Annotated in this window: 16 protein-coding genes; all 16 read right to left on the minus strand. The window is 35.0% G+C overall.

Going from position 1 to position 17,523, the window contains the following annotated elements; all coding sequences use genetic code 11:
* Positions 1–4 precede the first annotated feature (4 nt).
* The 16 genes from ACZ098_RS14380 to ACZ098_RS14455 all read right to left on the minus strand — a co-directional run bounded on the left by ACZ098_RS14380 (position 5) and on the right by ACZ098_RS14455 (position 17,247).
* Positions 5–322: a hypothetical protein gene (locus ACZ098_RS14380; RefSeq protein ID WP_487312460.1), complete on the minus strand. Its 318-nt coding sequence runs from the start codon at positions 320–322 to the stop codon at positions 5–7.
* A gap of 165 nt (positions 323–487) precedes the next feature.
* Entirely contained in the window at positions 488–826 is a 339-nt protein-coding gene (locus ACZ098_RS14385; RefSeq protein WP_487312461.1) for a hypothetical protein, read from the minus strand.
* Between the two features lie 170 nt (positions 827–996).
* On the minus strand, positions 997–1,722 hold the full coding sequence (locus ACZ098_RS14390) for a DUF6794 domain-containing protein (protein ID WP_487312462.1): 726 nt from the start codon (positions 1,720–1,722) through the stop codon (positions 997–999).
* Between the two features lie 187 nt (positions 1,723–1,909).
* On the minus strand, positions 1,910–2,599 hold the full coding sequence (locus ACZ098_RS14395) for a hypothetical protein (protein ID WP_487312463.1): 690 nt from the start codon (positions 2,597–2,599) through the stop codon (positions 1,910–1,912).
* A gap of 176 nt (positions 2,600–2,775) precedes the next feature.
* On the minus strand, positions 2,776–3,297 hold the full coding sequence (locus ACZ098_RS14400; protein WP_487312464.1) for a hypothetical protein: 522 nt from the start codon (positions 3,295–3,297) through the stop codon (positions 2,776–2,778).
* 160 nt (positions 3,298–3,457) lie between these two features.
* Positions 3,458–4,180, minus strand: a complete 723-nt coding sequence (locus ACZ098_RS14405; RefSeq protein ID WP_487312465.1) for an SMI1/KNR4 family protein — start codon at positions 4,178–4,180, stop codon at positions 3,458–3,460.
* A 135-nt stretch (positions 4,181–4,315) separates the two neighbouring features.
* Positions 4,316–4,765: a hypothetical protein gene (locus ACZ098_RS14410; RefSeq protein WP_487312466.1), complete on the minus strand. Its 450-nt coding sequence runs from the start codon at positions 4,763–4,765 to the stop codon at positions 4,316–4,318.
* A 151-nt stretch (positions 4,766–4,916) separates the two neighbouring features.
* Positions 4,917–5,408: a hypothetical protein gene (locus ACZ098_RS14415; RefSeq protein ID WP_487312467.1), complete on the minus strand. Its 492-nt coding sequence runs from the start codon at positions 5,406–5,408 to the stop codon at positions 4,917–4,919.
* A gap of 193 nt (positions 5,409–5,601) precedes the next feature.
* Positions 5,602–6,159 carry a hypothetical protein gene (locus ACZ098_RS14420; RefSeq protein ID WP_487312468.1) on the minus strand — a complete coding sequence of 186 codons (558 nt, stop codon included), beginning with the start codon at positions 6,157–6,159 and terminating at the stop codon, positions 5,602–5,604.
* 179 nt (positions 6,160–6,338) lie between these two features.
* Positions 6,339–7,007, minus strand: coding sequence for a DUF4272 domain-containing protein (locus tag ACZ098_RS14425; RefSeq protein ID WP_487312469.1), 669 nt, complete (start codon positions 7,005–7,007; stop codon positions 6,339–6,341).
* 330 nt (positions 7,008–7,337) lie between these two features.
* Positions 7,338–8,138 carry a T9SS type A sorting domain-containing protein gene (locus ACZ098_RS14430; RefSeq protein WP_487312470.1) on the minus strand — a complete coding sequence of 267 codons (801 nt, stop codon included), beginning with the start codon at positions 8,136–8,138 and terminating at the stop codon, positions 7,338–7,340.
* A gap of 18 nt (positions 8,139–8,156) precedes the next feature.
* Positions 8,157–9,617 carry a glycoside hydrolase family 30 protein gene (locus ACZ098_RS14435; RefSeq protein ID WP_487312471.1) on the minus strand — a complete coding sequence of 487 codons (1,461 nt, stop codon included), beginning with the start codon at positions 9,615–9,617 and terminating at the stop codon, positions 8,157–8,159.
* Positions 9,618–9,632: 15 nt separating this feature from the next.
* The gene (locus ACZ098_RS14440) at positions 9,633–11,057 is read right to left on the minus strand and encodes a glycoside hydrolase family 30 protein (protein WP_487312472.1); all 1,425 of its coding nucleotides are present in this window, start codon (positions 11,055–11,057) and stop codon (positions 9,633–9,635) included.
* Between the two features lie 32 nt (positions 11,058–11,089).
* Positions 11,090–12,805 carry a SusE domain-containing protein gene (locus ACZ098_RS14445; RefSeq protein WP_487312473.1) on the minus strand — a complete coding sequence of 572 codons (1,716 nt, stop codon included), beginning with the start codon at positions 12,803–12,805 and terminating at the stop codon, positions 11,090–11,092.
* A gap of 13 nt (positions 12,806–12,818) precedes the next feature.
* The gene (locus ACZ098_RS14450; protein WP_487312474.1) at positions 12,819–14,288 is read right to left on the minus strand and encodes a RagB/SusD family nutrient uptake outer membrane protein; all 1,470 of its coding nucleotides are present in this window, start codon (positions 14,286–14,288) and stop codon (positions 12,819–12,821) included.
* Between the two features lie 10 nt (positions 14,289–14,298).
* Positions 14,299–17,247, minus strand: a complete 2,949-nt coding sequence (locus tag ACZ098_RS14455; RefSeq protein WP_487312475.1) for a SusC/RagA family TonB-linked outer membrane protein — start codon at positions 17,245–17,247, stop codon at positions 14,299–14,301.
* Between the last annotated feature and the right edge of the window lie 276 nt (positions 17,248–17,523).

The following is a 17,523-nucleotide window of genomic DNA, read 5'->3' on the forward strand; positions in this document are numbered from 1 at the left end:
TGTTCTAAATTATCCAAGTTTTATTTTTTTTGTTAGGCTTTTTACTCTTTACGTAAAAATTAATTATTATTTTACTTTCGTCATAATTAACCTCATTTTTTATTAACTCAATTTTGCATTTTCCTTTTTCTCCAATACTAAGACTATCAATAAAAATTTCACTTATGTAAGTGTTTAAGCTGTCTGTTATAGAAAGTTTGGAAGTTGAAGCTTTTTTATTTGAATGATTAATTGTTTTATTTTTATCATTTCCTTTTTCTGTTTCTTGTTTTGAGTTACAGGAAATCAAAATTGTTAAAATTATTATTGTAAAAAATTTCATTGTGTCTTTTTTGGTAAAATTACTGCTAAAGTTTCGGCGCCTGCAGCAGTTGCGTCTTGGCGACCGAGTTTTCTCCACTAGGAGGAAACGAAAATAGGAAAAAGAAACGAACAATTTACAGAAAACCAGCGATTGCTTTTGACGCCTGTTAGAGGTTATGCGAATTTATTTCGCCGTCATTTTAACTTCCAATAGTGTGTCAAGCATTTTGGTTGGAAAGTCAATTACAGTTTCTTTATATCCAATTTTATATAAATAAAGAGTAATTTTCGGACTTTTTGGAACTGCCATTGTAGGATTAATAAATTCAAATTCTCCATTTTTATCTGAATAAAGCGTATCATAAACTACAATTGTATGTCGATCTTCTTTATAAATAATTTTTACACTATCTATAGGTTTGTTGGTTTGGTTAGATATAATTTTTCCATTAATGTGCATAATACCTTCACAACCAGAAAATATTCCAATAAGAAATAAATATAATAATAAGTTGCTTTTCATGAAAGTTGTCTTTAGGTTTACACGCATTACCGCCAGCGTTCCGCCGCTTATCGTCAGTTGCGAAGTTCGGAACTTTCTATTTTCTGTTAAAGATAAAAATTCTTGCGAAACGTGAAAGTGAACTTACAACAAAATTCGCAATTGCGAGAAACGGCTGTTGGCAGTAGTTTTTATTCTATCTTCCACGCAGTTGAAAGGCTAAAATCAAACTCGTCTCCTACATTTACTTTATTCATCATAATTTCAGTTTCCAAATGATTTTTACTTATAATTTTAAGTTTAAAAAATACATTAGACTTACTGTTAATGTTATACTTTTCAGTAATTATTCCTTTTATAAATAAGTCTTTTGTCTCGTCGAATTCCCATTCTAAAGTTCCGTTACCACAAGGATAATCAACAACACTATTATTTTCACTAACTGGCATTTTTATTTTCAGTGTGTCTCCAACTTTGTATTTAGTATAAATTTCAACAGCTTTTATTTTCTGTCTCTTTTCACAATCAATTATAGGTTTCCAATATTCCACATAGTTGTTTACTTGGGATTGTAATTGTATATCTTCGTTATTAAGATATCTATGATAAGAAGTCAAAATAATTGAAGACATATCATCATAATGATGAATTCCAAGTGAATCGAAAAACTTGGTTATTTTTTCTGATTGCTCGTTATGTCTCAATAAGTTATTACGTAAATACATTCCAATTCCGAAATGATAATTTCTCGGTTTGGTTGTGTCTTTTTCCGAGATGTTTTTGAAAATTTCAATTTCTTTTAAATCCCAATTTTTATCGAGATAATCAAAAGATAGTTTTAATTCTTTGGGTATGTTGTCTTGTCCATTACATGAGGACAAAACGAAAGCGAGAAATAAAATTAATATGTTTTTCATAAATTTGATCTAATGGACTTCGGGCAAAAAATTACAGCCAACGTGCCGCTGCTTGATACGGTAGCGGCAATTTACGAAAAATAGTAAAAGAAAGACGAAATAGGAGTGAACTGAGTATTTTCCAAGAAAGCTAAAACCAGCTATCGGAACAAACCGCCTTAAGTTTGTTTTTAAGTACAGTTCTTTGTTAGTTGCTGTTTTTATTAAAATAAACTAGAATTTCAGGAACTAACGCATGTTTAATAACCTCTCGCTTTTCCAAAATTATTGACTTTTCGACAGACTGCAAATTTTCCCTTTTTAAAATGTCGATTAATAAATCCATTCTCTTTACTATAAACTCATATTTTGGATTTTTTGGCCCAACAGTGTTATTCATCATTATATTTCCTTCTCTCCAACGAAAATTGTATGGTTTGAAACTCCAAGTAGAAGTACTATTTCGTTTTGAAATCTCTTCTAAAAGCTTATGATTTGTTTCACCATTGACAAATTTTGGAGGATCAAAATATACATTTAATACAATAGCTCTACTGTTTTTATTATTCGATACAGTTAGCCAATCATAATAAATATCAAACAGGTAATTTTTGTAAATTCCATTTATTCCAACATAATCATTTTCTCTTTCAATAGAAAACCCGCTTTGAATGAGTTTTCGAAATGCCTCACTATCGACAATAGTACAATGCCTTTTATAACCAGTAATATCTGCAAGGAATGACCAAAGCGCTACAATTAGTGTTAATACAATATAAATCGCAATGCATGCAAAAAGTTGTTTTAATGAAAAGTAAAAAATTAATGCAATAGGAAGTGTTATCAAGGAACACCGCTTTATTTCATTTAGAAATTTGATGTAATTACTTTGTGTCATAGGTTCTCGAATTCTTCGGGCGTCTCTAAAAATAGCCACTAACGTTGCAGCTTAGCGTCTAGTGCGATTCCAGCGAACTGCGTACTTTCTACTAAGATAAAATATTTTTGTGAACAAAGAAGTTCAATTCAAGATAAAACAGCAATAGAGTGGAACCGATGTAATGTGACGTCTTTTTAGAAGTCAACATTGTCTTTCTCACAATGCCAATTCGGTTGACAATCTGATACAATACATCCTCCAGCTTTTGTTTTCTGTATTTTCTTTCCTTGTATTCTTTCTTTTGGACTTAAAATTTCAACTCTCAGTCCATAAGAAATAGGAATAACATCTTTTTGGCTATCACATTTTGGACAATTTGTTTTTTCTTCTTTATATGGACAAACTGGCGAGTAAGGTAAATTAACGGCAACTTTTTCACTGTCTTTTAGTTTAATTTTAAAAGATTGTCGAGTGGGATAACTTCGAGGTGAAATGGATAAATTATAAGTTGCTGCTTGTAAATTTCTGATACTGAATTCTAAATTTTCATTGACTTGTACACTGTCGATATTAAATTTTGACTTAAAAACAACATAAGTTTTTCCTATCGTTTTCCCTCCAAATTCGTTATTAGCCAATTGCAACTTTCCGTAGATTTCTCCATTTTGGGCGGAACAAATAGAAACGAAAAAGAAAAAAATAAATGTTGCTTTCATAGTAGGGTTTTAAAATGTAGCACAACGTCTTGGCACTACAGTGGGTTTGGGACTAAATTAAGCCCATTATTAGGATTTGCCAAATATTCCAAATAAAAAACCAACTTTCCATTAAGCCAAATGCCCAAATCTGTTGAAGTGGCTTATAGACACTGGCTATTTATTTCTTTCCACCGAATAATCTTGATAGAAAACCTTGTTTCACTCGTTTCTCAATTATCCAAATTGGTTCATCATTAGGTCTTATGATTTTTGTGTTGGGACCTGATTTGCCCCAAGGAAATCCTGTTTTTATAGGTTTATTAGTCAAGTCCGCCACTAAAAACATTTCTGGCAGTTCAACTTGTCCATTTTCAAAGTCATAATCCGTTTCATTTTTTTCCATTATTCCGACTTTTTCATTCCAAATATCCATTACGGTCTTTTCGTGAATAATGTCCAAGTTGGATTGATTTCCTTTTTGTCCGAACTCGTCAACGTGTCTTATGAACTCTGCTAAATTTTCAGAGTGTTTTACAACCACCGATGGGTCGTGACAGACATAATAAATTGAATTCCAATTTCCATTAGAATCAATATCTAACATCCAAAAATTCCCAAACCCATCTCCTGCAAGTTGGATTGATTTTGGAAATATTTCTTCAAATCCAAAATGACCGAATGCATCAAAACGTACTTCTTCAAGTCCATAAAACTCAAAACCTTTGCTCAATCTTAATAATTCTTCGATTTCATTCGGTAAGTTGTTATTTGGAAGTTGATTTTTCAAGTTTTCTATTTCACTGTCGGTCATTCCGTCCAGCAATTCGATCTTATACAAATCTCCCTCTTCCGATTCGTATTGGTTGGAAAGGATTGATTCTAATTGTTGTTTCGGTGTCATTTCTATTCGTGTTGTTTTAGCTTGTGCCTACCGTTTCGCAACTACATGAAGCTGCGTACTTTATTTACTGACCATTACAAATATAACTAAAATTTCAATTAGCGAATAGATTTCCGATTAAAACAAAACCAGCCATTATCGCAAACTGCTCTTAGAAACAGTTCTTAAGCTATAAATCCCAACACAGTTTACAATACAACTTGATAACCAAATCCAATATCCGATATCATAGGATACGATTTCTCTATAAACGCCACCTTCATTAGTTACAACACGTGAAAGCATCAAGAAAGAAATAGAAAATAAAACTGCCAATATACTACAATATAAGGAAAACTTTGAGTTGATAAATAGTAATATCCAAGAGAAGAATAATAAAGGATTAGCTAGCCATGAAACACCACTTCCCATGATAATTGTAAACCATCCAAACAGAAAAGCAAATAATGAAGCAACTTCTTCAGGAGCGTCACTCTTTCCAATATAAAATGCATTTTGAGCTAATGATACAATTAATAGCGAGAAGCTAATAGTTAGTAAGCCTATTTTAAAAGTAATTATTTTCTTTTCTTTGTTACTTCTCATTTTAAGAATTTTTGTGATAATTGTTGCTTACGTTCCTCCGCATCTCGTCAGTTGCGTACTTCGTAACTTTTTATTTTCTGTTAAAGATACAAATACTTGCGAAACGCAAGCGTGAACTTACTACAAAGTTCTCAATTGCGAGAAACTGCTGTTAGAGGCTGGCTTTTTCCTCTTTTTTTATAAACCAAGGATTATGTTTTTTCTGCGTAATGAACTTCTGCTTTTTAGTTATTAATTTTCCGTTTTTGTCAATAGAAAATAATTTTCCGTTTTTATAAAATAATTTAGAATCCATTTCTCGGTTGTTTTGAGTATAGGTTGATAACATTTGTGAAATAGAAGCATTTTTTTCTGTTATTAATTCTGGATTTTCATTAATTGATAAAATCAAAGTGTCTTTTTTTCCTGAAAAACGCAAAGTATCAAATATTGGAGTTATTGTAAAATAAAGTGTATCATTATTTGTTTTCCATTTACCTCTCGTCCAACTTCTACTCATATGAAAGTTCCATCTGCATATAAAAGTTGAGTCTTGATTAATTTTCAAGGTTTGTCCAAAATTATTGTAATATTCTCCAACAAAATTTTCAGACTGAAAAGTTAGAAATGCCATTACAAATAATATCGAAATAATAATTTTCATTTTTTCTATTAGACTTGTTTATTCTGTAATTCGTTAATTTTTTCGGAAGCTTGCCTCTAATGTTCCTGCGCTTGGCGAGGTTGCGAAGTTCATGACCTATTATTTTCTACTAAGATAAAAATACTTGCGAAACGCAAACGTGAACTTACTACAAAATTCGCAATTGCGCGAAACGGCTGTTGTGTGCTGGCTTTTAGTTTTCTGAATATGGAATAAAACCATTTTTTTCATTAAACTCATTTTCAAACAAGTTAGAAATTTCCGTGTCTATTTCATTTATATAAATTGTATCAAGTAGGACAGAGGTTTGATGAATTAATTCTGGTAAATTATCTTCATTACGATAATTATAGAATACCAATTTTCCAATTTCAACTTCATTCTCTTCTCTTATAATCTGAAATCCAGTTCCAAGTCTTTCAAAATGAATCGTTTTTAAATTAGTTTTTAAAATTCCATAATCATAACAGAAACTTATTGTTTTGGTATTCACAATCAGAGTTTCTTTTCCAAAAAAATTCCAAAGTAAATAACGAATGGGAAAAACTAAAATTAAAACAAAAATCAAAATCATTGGAAATAGCATTTCTCGTATCTCATTTTTTGTAATTGTTGAAATAACAAAAATAAAAACGGTCATTAAAATCAGAATCATAATTAATAAAACAACTTTTCCGAATGGATTTGCTTTTACATTAAATGTAGCGTAAAAATTTATTCCATCGTTATGTTTGTCTATAGTGTTTCTCATTTTAGATAAAAGTTCTTTAAGCTTGTAGCTAACTTTGCGACTTCACGTAGTGGCTATGAACCAAGACCAAGCCTTTACAAATTTAACTAAAACTTTAAATTAATAACCTTTCCAATTTCTAATTAATATAGTGTCTCGCCATTTCTTGAAACCGCTTTTGTGTGATGTTTATTTATTTATTAAGTATCACAAGAAATATCATCCCATTCCTGTTCCATATAATTTATTAGCCAATTCAATGCATATTGTCTTTCATAAACAATACCTGGATTCATTTTTTCCATTTCTAATCCATTTAATCTGGCATCAACACAAGCCCAATTTGCTCTATAATAAAAATCTGTTTGGTCTAAAATCTCTGTTTTACTTCTTATTTCATTTATACTTTTAATAAAAATATTCGGATCAACATTTTGACTTATTGGATATTTATTCGCTGGAATTTTATTTAAATCACACATTTCGTTTGGAAAATCTAAATTATTTACGATTTTTAGTGCCCACATTAAAGTCCAAATTCCTTCACATTTCCAACTTTCTTCCGACTTTTTTTCTTCCGTTGGATTTTCTAGAAACTTCTTTTCATCTGGTGTAGTTTCGTTCCACAAGTTATATTTTTTCAAATATGCAATTGCTTCGTTACCTGTCATTCCGTCAAATGCTACAGTATTCGTAACAGCCAAAATTGTAACTCTAATTGCAATATCTTTGGGTTTTCGTAGTACCGTTTCGTCTTCAGTTTCAACATTGGGCAAATTAAAATTAATTTTTATTCCTTTTTCTTTGAGAATTTTTTCAGTTTTTTCTTTTCGGGTCAACTCTCTTTTTCTTTTAAATATTCCAAACATATTATTTTCAGTTTTTTGTTTTTAACAACTTAATAAAATTATAATTGATTAAAATTAAATTTTTAATGTTTATTTCCCAAAATAGTGCACAACTTAAAATAGCAGCAAATTAATTAAAAAAATACTACGATGATTTCTTTCTCTTTACACAAACATATAAAATTACGCTTAATGAAAACCATGTAAAACCATTCAGAACCAGTCAAAGCGGTCAGAAAAGGAGTTTCAGACACAAAAAAACTCTGAAACAAGGGTTCGTTTCAGAGTTTACAATGGAAAATAACTAAATCTAACTTAAATAATCCATGTTTTTAAAGTATTGCCGAATTCTTACAAAACGATTTTTTTTACCGTTTTGTTTCCTTCACTTCCAGTAATTTGAACTAAATAAATTCCTTTGCTCAAGCCAGTTAATCCAATTATCGTTGCATTGTTTGTTGCGTTGTTGTGGGTAGAGTGGTGTACTTTCTTTCCGTTAATTTCAAAAACAGTGACTGTAAGTGGGTCGCTCGTTGCGGAGGAACTTAAAATGTGCAGGTTTTGTGCTGCATCAACCGTAACCGCAAACGAATTGCTTTTTAAAAATGTGTCGTTAACCAACGTCGCAGGATCTACAATCGAGAATTGTTGGTTGGCGTTGGTGTTGTTTTTTTCATACGTTTGAATTTGTGCTCCAGCATTGCCATCTTGCACATCAAACGCTTTTACTGGCGCATTAACCGAACCAAAATTACAAGTAGTAAACGCAATCTCGAACGTGTATTTTCCTGCCGTTGGTGTTGCCCCTACTTTCAATAAGATGTTGGCATCGTTGGTGGTGAAATTGGCTGTGGCATCCCCAAAATTGCCACACCAGCCGTCGTTGATTCCTAAATACTTTGCGTTACCCACGTTCATAATTTTGTAAGTATCGTTACCTTGGTGCGTAAACGTCCACAGTTGGTAGTTGTTGGTAGCATTTGGTTGCGCCATGTTAGCATCATGTGGCGCAGTGGTAGCACAAGTCATGACTTCGTTGTGTACCGAAGACAAAATTTTGTAGGTTCCGTTGGCAATAATTTGTGCAAACGAGCTGGCTGAAACGCAGCACAAAAGAAAACTTAAACTTAAAATGTGGTACTTCTTTTTCATATTTTGGTTGTTTAGAGGTTACTTGCTTACAATAGTCTGAATACCGTGTGCCGGAATTGCAACTTGTATTTCTTTGTTGTTCAGGAGTACTTTGTACTTAATTTCTTCATTGGTTTTATTCAACACTACGGTGATAATTTCGTTGTTTTGGTTCTTGAACGAAGTACTTTCTAACGAGGTTCTGCTAGTCGATGTTTCAATGTTTCTTGCGGCTTTTTTGATGAATTTCGAAAAGTGTCCGATGTAGTAATAACTTGGCGTATAGATCAACTCGTTGGTACGCAAATCGGCATGGATAGGAGCAAAGCAGAAGTTTTGCACGTGATTTGGTCCGCCATTTTGATCTAATAAAATATTCCAATCGGTCCAACCTACAACACCGTTGTTAAAGTCGTTTATCATGGCGTTGCCATAACGTTCGGCTATATTCCATCGTTGGTAGTCTTTGGCGTCAAATTGCTCTTGGCAACCTTCGGTAAACAAAATGTTTTTGTTAGGATACGCATTGTGAACGGTTTTGATGTTGTCGAATTTTGGTTCGGTACCGTTCCATGTTTCGTACCAATGGTAGCCAATTCCCCAAGCATATTTTGCCGCCTCTGGATCGTCAAAAATAGTATTGGCGCGGTGTGTAAGCAAATCGCGGTTGTGATCCCAAACCACAATTTTTTTGCTTTTCAAACCACTTTTTACCATAGTAGGTCCAAGATAGTTTTTAAGAAAATCGCGTTCTTCTTCGGCAGAAAACACACAGGATTCCCACTTTTGCACTGCCATCGGTTCATTTTGAACTGTAATTCCCCAAACCGGAATGCCTTCTTTCTCATAGGCATTGATGAATTTTACGTAGTAATTTGCCCACGCCTGGTTGAATTCGGGTAGCAATTTTCCGCCTTTCAGCATGTTTTGGTTACTTTTCATAAACGCTGGCGGACTCCACGGACTGGCATAAAATACCAAGTTGTTTTGGATTAATCCCATTGCTTTTTTAATCATCGGAATCTTAAAACGCTTGTCCACATCAATAGAAAACGAAGTTAATTCTTTGTCATTTTCAGTAATGTAGGTGTAGCTTTCAGAACTAAAGTCGCAGCTGTTGATGTTGGTTCTAATGATGTTGTATTGGTTGCCATTGGCACCAAAATAGGCGTTCAGTAATTCGCTTTGCTTGTCGGTGCTTAGCTTGGCAAAAACCTCTGCCGAAGCATCAGTAATTGCGCCACCGATGCCAAGAAATTCTTGATGTTCTTTTTGTGGATTGACCAATACAAAAAGTTCAGTTTCTTTAGGTTGTGTCGAATTTTCAAAGGTTTTAGAATCGGTTTTCGTGATTCTAAGTTTAGAGTTTTCAGCCGTTGTAAAAATGGTGGCATTGGTATACGCTACTTCTTTTTTAGAAGTAGAAGTAGCGTTGTAATTATTTTTTGAACATGAAACTAACGTGAGTAGTGTCAGTGCAAGAAAAGTTCTTTTAATCATAGCTTTTTATAAAATTTACCATACATAAGTTCCGACAGCACCTGCAGCAAGTACGGTCGAAATTGGTTCACCACCAGCGTTAATATTAAATGATTTTTGAGTTCCAGTATTGTTTAACACAATCACTACAATTTTTCCTTCTGGAGTTTTGTATGCTACATTGGGCAGTTCAACCGAAGTGTTGGATTCAATGCGTAACGAACCTTGCTTTACAAATTTAGATGCATGTGCAATAATGTAATATGCAGGATTTCTTGTAACGGTACTACCATTAATAGTAATTGCGCCAAGACATTCGGTACATCCTCCTGGTGTGTGTGGGTTCTGATTCGGATCGGAAGCTAGGTTCCATTCTAAAACCGTTTTACTCCAGTTTCTTGGTGCTCCAATCATCAATTCTCTAAAGTGCCATTTTAAGTCTTCTTGAAAATTTCCTGGTGCTTGAATCCATTGCTCGGTGAAATACACATTTTTATCAGGATGTGCATTGTGTACTTGACTCATATTGTCGATTTGACCGGCATACAAATGGAATGCTGAACCATCGATAAACGGTTTGGCTGCAGCGTCATTCAATATCGAAATAGGATATTCAGGATGGTCTAAATTGTGGTCGAAGGTGATGATTTTAGTAGTAATGCCGTTGCTTTGAAACGCTGGTCCTAAATTGTTTTTGATAAAGTTCGTTTGCTGTTGTGCCGTCATGACCATACTTGGATTGTTGTATGGGTTTTCTGGCTCGTTCTGAATGGTAACAGCATCAATCGTAATGCCGTTGGCTTGCATCGCTTGAACGTATTTTACGAAATAGTTGGCATACGTTTGATAATAGGCTGTTGCCAATTCGCCTCCAACGGTAGCTTGATTGGTTTTCATCCAAGTAGGAGCAGACCATGGTGAAGCTAGAATTTTAACGTTTGGATTTACTTGTTTGATGCGCGTTAAAATCGGAATCAAATCGGTTAAATCAGGTGCGATAGAAAAGTTGTTCAATGCAACATCGGTTTGACCACTTGGTAAATCATTGTATGAAAAAACCGCAGGATCTAAATCGGAAGCACCTAAACTGATTCGTAAAAAGCTGACGCCAATACTGTTTTCGCCTTGTCCGAATAATTCTTCGATTAGGGCATCTTTGGCTGCTGGCGACATGTTGTTGATTAATGTTGCACTACCACCAGTAAGTGTATAACCAAATCCATCCATCGATTGGTAGGTGGTTCCCGATGCTACATTGATGGTGAAATTATCATTTTGTGTCAACGGAGTAATTCCAGTTGATTGCAATTCGAGTAAACTCGATTTGGAAGGTGTAGTTAAATAAAATTTAGCTTCAGTCGTACCAGCTACTGGCGGCTGATAGTTGGGCATGTCTTTGTTATCACAGCTGTTTTGCAAAAACAATACTGAGGTTGCCACAAGTATTTTAAAAGATGTCATTATGTTTTTAGATATCATGGTTGAGTAATTTATTATTGTAAAATGTAAACGTAAGTTCCAGCTTGATACGTATCATTAAGCGTGATGGTTACTTTATAATTTCCGTTAGTGGTTACATTTGTTAGGTTGGAACCTCCGCCAACGACCAAGTCACCGCTTAGGGCATTTGGAGTAGAAGCACCAATATCAAAATCCCACGGACTGATGAACTTCATTTCGTAATTCGCATTCAAATTGGTAGTAATTGTATATTTATTTGGATGTTGGTACGTCATTGGGAATTCGTTTCGAGTATCCCAATTTTGCCAATGGAATAATTTGAAATTGTAATATTCCCAGTTCAATCGCGGTTGACTAAAATCGACGGATAATTTTAAAGCTCGATCAGATGCTACAGTTATAGCGGAACTAGTTGAATTTAAACCGTTATTTCCAGTTACTTTATCGGCAGTTGGCGTATTCGATACACCAAGTTGTCCGTTTACACTATAGCTGGTTCCTGCGCCATTGGCCTGTGAATTTAAAGTATAATTAACCGAGGCTTGTAATGGCACAAATTTGTTCAAGCTAAATATATCTCCAGATTTTGTGAATTCTTCAATCATTACTCCATTAGCCATTAAGAATAGTTGGTTTGGCGTAGGAATTACTGTTGGCGTAGTGTTGTCGATTTCGGTGCTGAACGAATATCCGGAAGCAGAAAGATTTAAAGTTACAAAATACTTACCGATTTGGTTCGATTGAAGATCTTGTACCGAAGCGCCTTGTGATGCTGCTTGCGACTCCATAACCAATTTATTAGTTCCTACCACATTTTTCAATAAATAATCCCAGTTGCCGTTCGCTCTGAAAACAAAACCACCAGTATTTATCAATTGAATTGACGCTTTCCAGATACCACCACCTTGATATACCAGTGGCTCATCGCCGCCCCAACCGCCATTGATAGGACTTCCCACAACGCTCCAATAATTAATTTTTAGTAGCGAGTAGGTTTTCGTATCCAGGTTAACTGAGATGCGGTATTGACCCGATTCTTGGGCAACAATAGCGGTTCCTGATTTTTCCAAATCGCCATCTTCACCACCGTATTGGTGACAAGGAAGTATTTTTTCACTATAAAATTTATAGGTATTTCCAGCAGTCAAACTAGTGTAGATCTCATGTGTGTTGGATAGACCACCGCTGGCATTTTTTAAGCGTAACATTTCGATTGCATTACTCAATACACCGTTGTTTTCGGTTGCTGAACCAGAGATAAACAGTTTAGTTGGAATAATTTCAGTTGGAAATCGTTGGAACGAAATTGGCGCACTTGCATAAGCTACTTTATCCAAACTCATCGCTTTTACAGCCCAAGTTACATTAGAAACTGCATCTACAGGATAGCCACTGTAGGAAAGGTATTCGTTTATTGTGCGGTGTGATAACGATAACGACAAACTTTTTCCATTATTTCCAGATGGAAGTTCTAAGATTGGTGTGTCAAAATTGGTAGAACCAACAGTATCCAATACTACTGCGTAGGTTACGGCATATCCGGCAGTTGATCTAGCGGGTAACCAACTGAATGTAACAGTTTCACTAGGTGTTAATTCATCTAAAACTATAGATGCATCGGCAGTTGGAGCTTCAATCGTAGCGGCTTCTAAATCCCAGTTTCCCAGTTCATCTAGATTGTCTTTTTCGCAGGCGATCAATGCAAAAAGCAGTACTACTACGGAGCTTAATTTTTTAATATTTTTCATAATCACTTTGGTTTTATAGAGGGTTTTGAACTAAGTTTGGATTTCGATCCAATTCTTGTTGCGGAATTGGCAGTAAAATTTTGGCTTGAGTCATGTTGTAATTAATAGGGTTTCCGTTTCTCAAATCGATTTCGATTAGTGAGTTCATCGTAGTAACCAATTGGTTGTAACGTACCAAGTCATCCCAACGTTGACCTTCTTGAAACAATTCCAAACGTCTTTCTTTAAGAATGGTTTGTCTTAGTACCTCTTTTGAACTTTTTTGCGCTGCAGTAAGATCTGGTAACGATGCTCTTGTTCTGATGCGATCAACTTCGGTTGCTGCAGCCGAAATGTTGTTTAGTTCGTTATAAGCTTCCGCTTTTAGCAGTACTAAATCACCATAACGCAACAAGTACTGACGGTTGGAACTGGCAAAACCGCTCGCATTTTTCCATTTGTATGAAAACGGAATGGTGCTTCCTGCTGCATTGTTCCAATATTCATCAACCCATGGTGCATTTTCAAATCGGATGGAAACATTTTTTCGAACTACATCGCCTTGCTCATCAAAAGCACTGATTAAATTTTGCGAAGGCGTTACAAACTTTCTCCAAGAATCACCAGTTAGCGATGGTGGTAATAACAATTGCGGTCCGTAATTTCCTTCGTTAGCTCCAAGATATTGTACCTCAATAATCGATTCGGCATTGTTGTAATTGGTCGCAAATAATTCATTGTACGGTATGAGCGTGTAGTTAGCAGCGCTACTTTCTAAAGCAGTGATGTGATCCAATACTTTTTGATAATTTGGTGTAGGTCGTTGCGCATAGGCTTTGGCAGCTAAAGCGTGCGCAGCTCCAGAAGTCGCTCTCGCCTTGGTAATATCGGCATTGGTGTAGGTATCTGGTAACAAAGTTGCCGCAAGTTCTAAATCTTCGATGATTTTGTCGTACACTTCGTCAACTGTACTTCTTGAAACATTAAGACTTGATGGATCAGAAGACGAGGTATATGCTGTTACTAGTGGAACACCGCCCCAGAGTTTAACCAAGGTAAAATAATGATGCGAACGTAAAAATAATGCTTCACCTTTTATTTGTTGTCTTCGCTCTTCAGTAAAAAGTACATCGTTCACACCATCAACTTTGGCCAGCACTAAATTGGCTTTGGCAATAGCGTTGTAAAGGTTGGACCAATTTTTATAGAGACGACCGCTTGTTGGTGTGATTTGCAGTTTATCGATAGCAAAAATTTCGGGATTATCGCCACCAGCATAGGCATTGTCTGCTCGTACATCGGAATAATTGATGTTATCCCAAACGTAATATTCTGCAGATTGAAATGATTCGTAAGCGCCAACTAGTGCAGCTTCAATTTGACTAGCGGTATTGTAACCGTTAGAACTTGTTTCTTCAGAAATAGGTTGCAAGTCGAGAAAATCATCGCAAGATGCTAATGAAAACAACGAAAAACTGGCAAGTATGAATAGTGATTTTTTCATAGGTAGTAAATTAAAATGATACATTTAAACCAAAAATGATTGTTCTAGATTGTGGATAGGTACCGTAATCGATACCTCTAACGGTGTTACTTCCACCAAATGCATTGACTTCAGGATCAAAACCAGAATAGTCGGTTATGGTGAAAAGATTTTCTCCAGTTACATAAAATCGTAGGTTGTCAAGATTTAATTTATCGGTTGTTTTTTTATTAAAATTGTAGCTTAGTGATACTGCTTTAAATCTCATATAGGAAGCATCTTCTACGAAACGGGTTGAAATTCTTGAATTATCAGTATTTCCAAAAGAAGCTCTAGGAATGTCGGTTACATCTCCTGGTTGTCTCCAACGGTTTAAAACTGCAGTACTTTGATTTTTTTGGTCAATCATACCTTCAGTTTCAATGCGTGTTGCATTGAGCATGTCGTTGCCATAAGTTCCTTCTAAGAATATTTGCAGACTTAGATTTTTGTAATTGAATGTATTGTTTACCGAAAACATAAAATCAGGATTGGCATCACCAATAATTCTTCTATCGTCTTCAGTAGGAGTGAAGGTAGAAGCGCCATCTTTGTCGATGTAAAAAGCATTACCAGTTGCTGGATCAACACCACCGTAAACGTAACCAAAAATGCTACCCAACGGCAAACCTTCTTTAACTAATATAGCTTCTCCACGACCTGAGATTCCTCCTAGGAAAAGCTCTTGTCCTACTAAATCTATTACCTCATTTTTATTGAATGAAATATTAAAGCCGGATTCCCAACTAAAATCTGATTTGAAATTGACGGTTTTCAATCCGAATTCTAAACCTTTGTTTTGGAGTTTTCCGATATTTTGTATCGCTCTATCAAATCCTGATGTAGTTGGTAGTGGAGCATCTAAAAGTAAATCGGTTGTATTTTTTACATAAGCATCTGCTGTCAATCGTATTCTACCTTTTAGGATTTCAAAATCAACTCCAATGTTGGTTTGAGTTGATTGTTCCCATTTTAAATCTAAATTTTCTAAAGTACTTGGGAAAGTACCAGGTTGTGTAGTACCACCAATTGGGTAATTTGCGCCAGAACCGATACGACCTAAGTAGGCATAAGTACCAATCTGGTCATTTCCTACAATACCATAACTGGCTCTCAGTTTCAAATCGTTTACCAGTTCGCTATCTTTTAAGAAATTTTCGTTAGACATTTTCCAACCCACAGAAACAGATGGGAAATAACCCCAACGGTTGTTTGGTCCAAAGACACTAGAACCATCGGCTCTAAAATTGGCAGTAATTAGGTATTTATCGTCAAAACTATAATTTAATCTGCTTATGAATGCTGTGTTTGATTTTTCTGATTTAGAAGCACTAGCGGCGAATAGTTCTGAACCACCATTTGGCGTTGTGATGGTTGCACTAGCAAAGTTTCGGGTTTCAATATTTGAATTTTCGTACTCAAATTTCTGAATTACCGTTCCAATTAAAGCGTCAACTTTGTGCTTATTGAACGTTTTGGCATAAGTAAGTGTGTTGTCAAAGATAAAATAATTGGTTTGGTCGGACGAACGAACAGCTTGACCTTTTAATGCACGACCGTATCCAGTTCTAAACGGATCTAAAAATGCGGCATAGACGCCGTTACTGTTGTCAATACCGTAATTGGTTTTGAATGTAAAATCTTTCAAAAATTTGGCTTGTAAAAATAAGTTCGCCAAAAAGCGGCTGTTTTCATAACCTCGATCCAAGCCGTCGGTGCTTGCAAGCGGGTTTTCCCAGTTTTGAAACGGATTGCTAGTAAAACTACCATCAGGGTTAAAAACACCAATTACCGATGGGGTTGTTAAAGCTCCTAATAGAACACCACCTGCGTTCACGTTGGTATTGTCTTTAATATCCACATCAGAATATTTCGTATAAGCAATTCTTGTTCCTGCGGACAGCCAATCGTTGATTTTTTGGTCCAGATTGATTTTGTAATTAAGACGTTTCAATTCGGCACTTTTAACCGCACCATTTTGCGTTAAGTAACCTGCCGAAAGGTAGTAGTTGGTTTCGTTACTTTTACCAGATACTGAAAATTGATGGTTGTGGGAATAGCCTGTTTGGAAAATTTCTTTTTGCCAATCGGTATTGTTGGTATACGATGCCCAACCTCCTGGCGGTGTTTGACCATTTTCTTCCATCAAATCGCGGTATTGTTCTCCATTTAGAACACGTAATGTTTTCCAAGCTTGCGAGAAACCTGTATAGGTTTCGTAAGTAAACTTAGGTTTGGCAGAATTTCCTTTTTTAGTGGTAATTAATACTACACCATTAGCACCACTAGCACCATAAATAGCAGCAGAAGCGGCATCTTTAAGTATGGTGATACTTTCTACATCTGACGGATTTATCGATCTAGTGTCGTTGGTAGGAACGCCATCTACAACATACAAAGGTTCGCTTCCAGAACTTATAGAACTAGTTCCTCGAATACGAATACTTAGACCTTGTGAAGGTTTTCCTGAACTACTTAGTACTTGAACACCAGTGGCTTGACCTTGAAGTAAATTGCCTATTTGAGTGTTGGTTCTGTTCTTTAAATCGTCGCTTTTTACAATTGAAACAGATCCTGTTAAATCTTTCTTTTTCTGCGTTCCATACCCTACAACGACTACTTCGTTTAAAGTTTGCACATCATCTTCTAATGTTGCATTTATGGTGCTTTTTCCGTTAACAGCGACTTCAACAGTTTTCATACCAACAAAACTGAATACTAGTACTGCGTTTTCTGATGGTACGCTGATTTGATAATTACCATCAACATCAGTAGTTGTGCTAATTTGCGAATTTTTTAACAGTACTGATACACTGGGAATGGGTAATCCGAGTCCATCTTTTACAGTACCATTGATGCTCTTTTCTTGCGAAAAAACGGTAAAGGATAATAGCAGAAATGCTATTGAAAAAAAGTTAATTTTTTGGTTGGTTAGATTCATAAAACACTATCTATTGATTAGGATTATTTTTTGATATCCACAAACTAAATCGATTTAGTTTAGGTTAAAATATCGTAATCACAAAAATACATCGTGTTGTATGTTGAAAATTTTTTAAGTAATAAAAAAGTGGATAAAATACAATGTTGTTAAATTTTAATTAATTGATATATAACTAATTAATAAAATACGTAGCACAAAAAAAAGTAGTGATTTACATACTTTATCTTGTTATTTTACGGTTAATTTAAGGTTCGGTAGAAGTTAAAAATACAA

The organism is Flavobacterium sp. SP2 (assembly GCF_057626655.1).

What these genes read in the sequence shown, in the direction of transcription:
- ACZ098_RS14415 (WP_487312467.1), bottom strand. Translation starts at nt 5,408, where the DNA reads ATGAAAATTATTATTTCGATATTATTTGTAATGGCATTTCTAACTTTT.
- ACZ098_RS14450 (WP_487312474.1), bottom strand. Translation starts at nt 14,288, where the DNA reads ATGAAAAAATCACTATTCATACTTGCCAGTTTTTCGTTGTTTTCATTA.
- ACZ098_RS14385 (WP_487312461.1), bottom strand. Translation starts at nt 826, where the DNA reads ATGAAAAGCAACTTATTATTATATTTATTTCTTATTGGAATATTTTCT.
- ACZ098_RS14455 (WP_487312475.1), bottom strand. Translation starts at nt 17,247, where the DNA reads ATGAATCTAACCAACCAAAAAATTAACTTTTTTTCAATAGCATTTCTG.
- ACZ098_RS14425 (WP_487312469.1), bottom strand. Translation starts at nt 7,007, where the DNA reads ATGTTTGGAATATTTAAAAGAAAAAGAGAGTTGACCCGAAAAGAAAAA.
- ACZ098_RS14405 (WP_487312465.1), bottom strand. Translation starts at nt 4,180, where the DNA reads ATGACACCGAAACAACAATTAGAATCAATCCTTTCCAACCAATACGAA.
- ACZ098_RS14395 (WP_487312463.1), bottom strand. Translation starts at nt 2,599, where the DNA reads ATGACACAAAGTAATTACATCAAATTTCTAAATGAAATAAAGCGGTGT.
- ACZ098_RS14380 (WP_487312460.1), bottom strand. Translation starts at nt 322, where the DNA reads ATGAAATTTTTTACAATAATAATTTTAACAATTTTGATTTCCTGTAAC.
- ACZ098_RS14390 (WP_487312462.1), bottom strand. Translation starts at nt 1,722, where the DNA reads ATGAAAAACATATTAATTTTATTTCTCGCTTTCGTTTTGTCCTCATGT.
- ACZ098_RS14445 (WP_487312473.1), bottom strand. Translation starts at nt 12,805, where the DNA reads ATGAAAAATATTAAAAAATTAAGCTCCGTAGTAGTACTGCTTTTTGCA.
- ACZ098_RS14435 (WP_487312471.1), bottom strand. Translation starts at nt 9,617, where the DNA reads ATGATTAAAAGAACTTTTCTTGCACTGACACTACTCACGTTAGTTTCA.
- ACZ098_RS14420 (WP_487312468.1), bottom strand. Translation starts at nt 6,159, where the DNA reads ATGAGAAACACTATAGACAAACATAACGATGGAATAAATTTTTACGCT.
- ACZ098_RS14400 (WP_487312464.1), bottom strand. Translation starts at nt 3,297, where the DNA reads ATGAAAGCAACATTTATTTTTTTCTTTTTCGTTTCTATTTGTTCCGCC.
- ACZ098_RS14410 (WP_487312466.1), bottom strand. Translation starts at nt 4,765, where the DNA reads ATGAGAAGTAACAAAGAAAAGAAAATAATTACTTTTAAAATAGGCTTA.
- ACZ098_RS14430 (WP_487312470.1), bottom strand. Translation starts at nt 8,138, where the DNA reads ATGAAAAAGAAGTACCACATTTTAAGTTTAAGTTTTCTTTTGTGCTGC.
- ACZ098_RS14440 (WP_487312472.1), bottom strand. Translation starts at nt 11,057, where the DNA reads ATGACATCTTTTAAAATACTTGTGGCAACCTCAGTATTGTTTTTGCAA.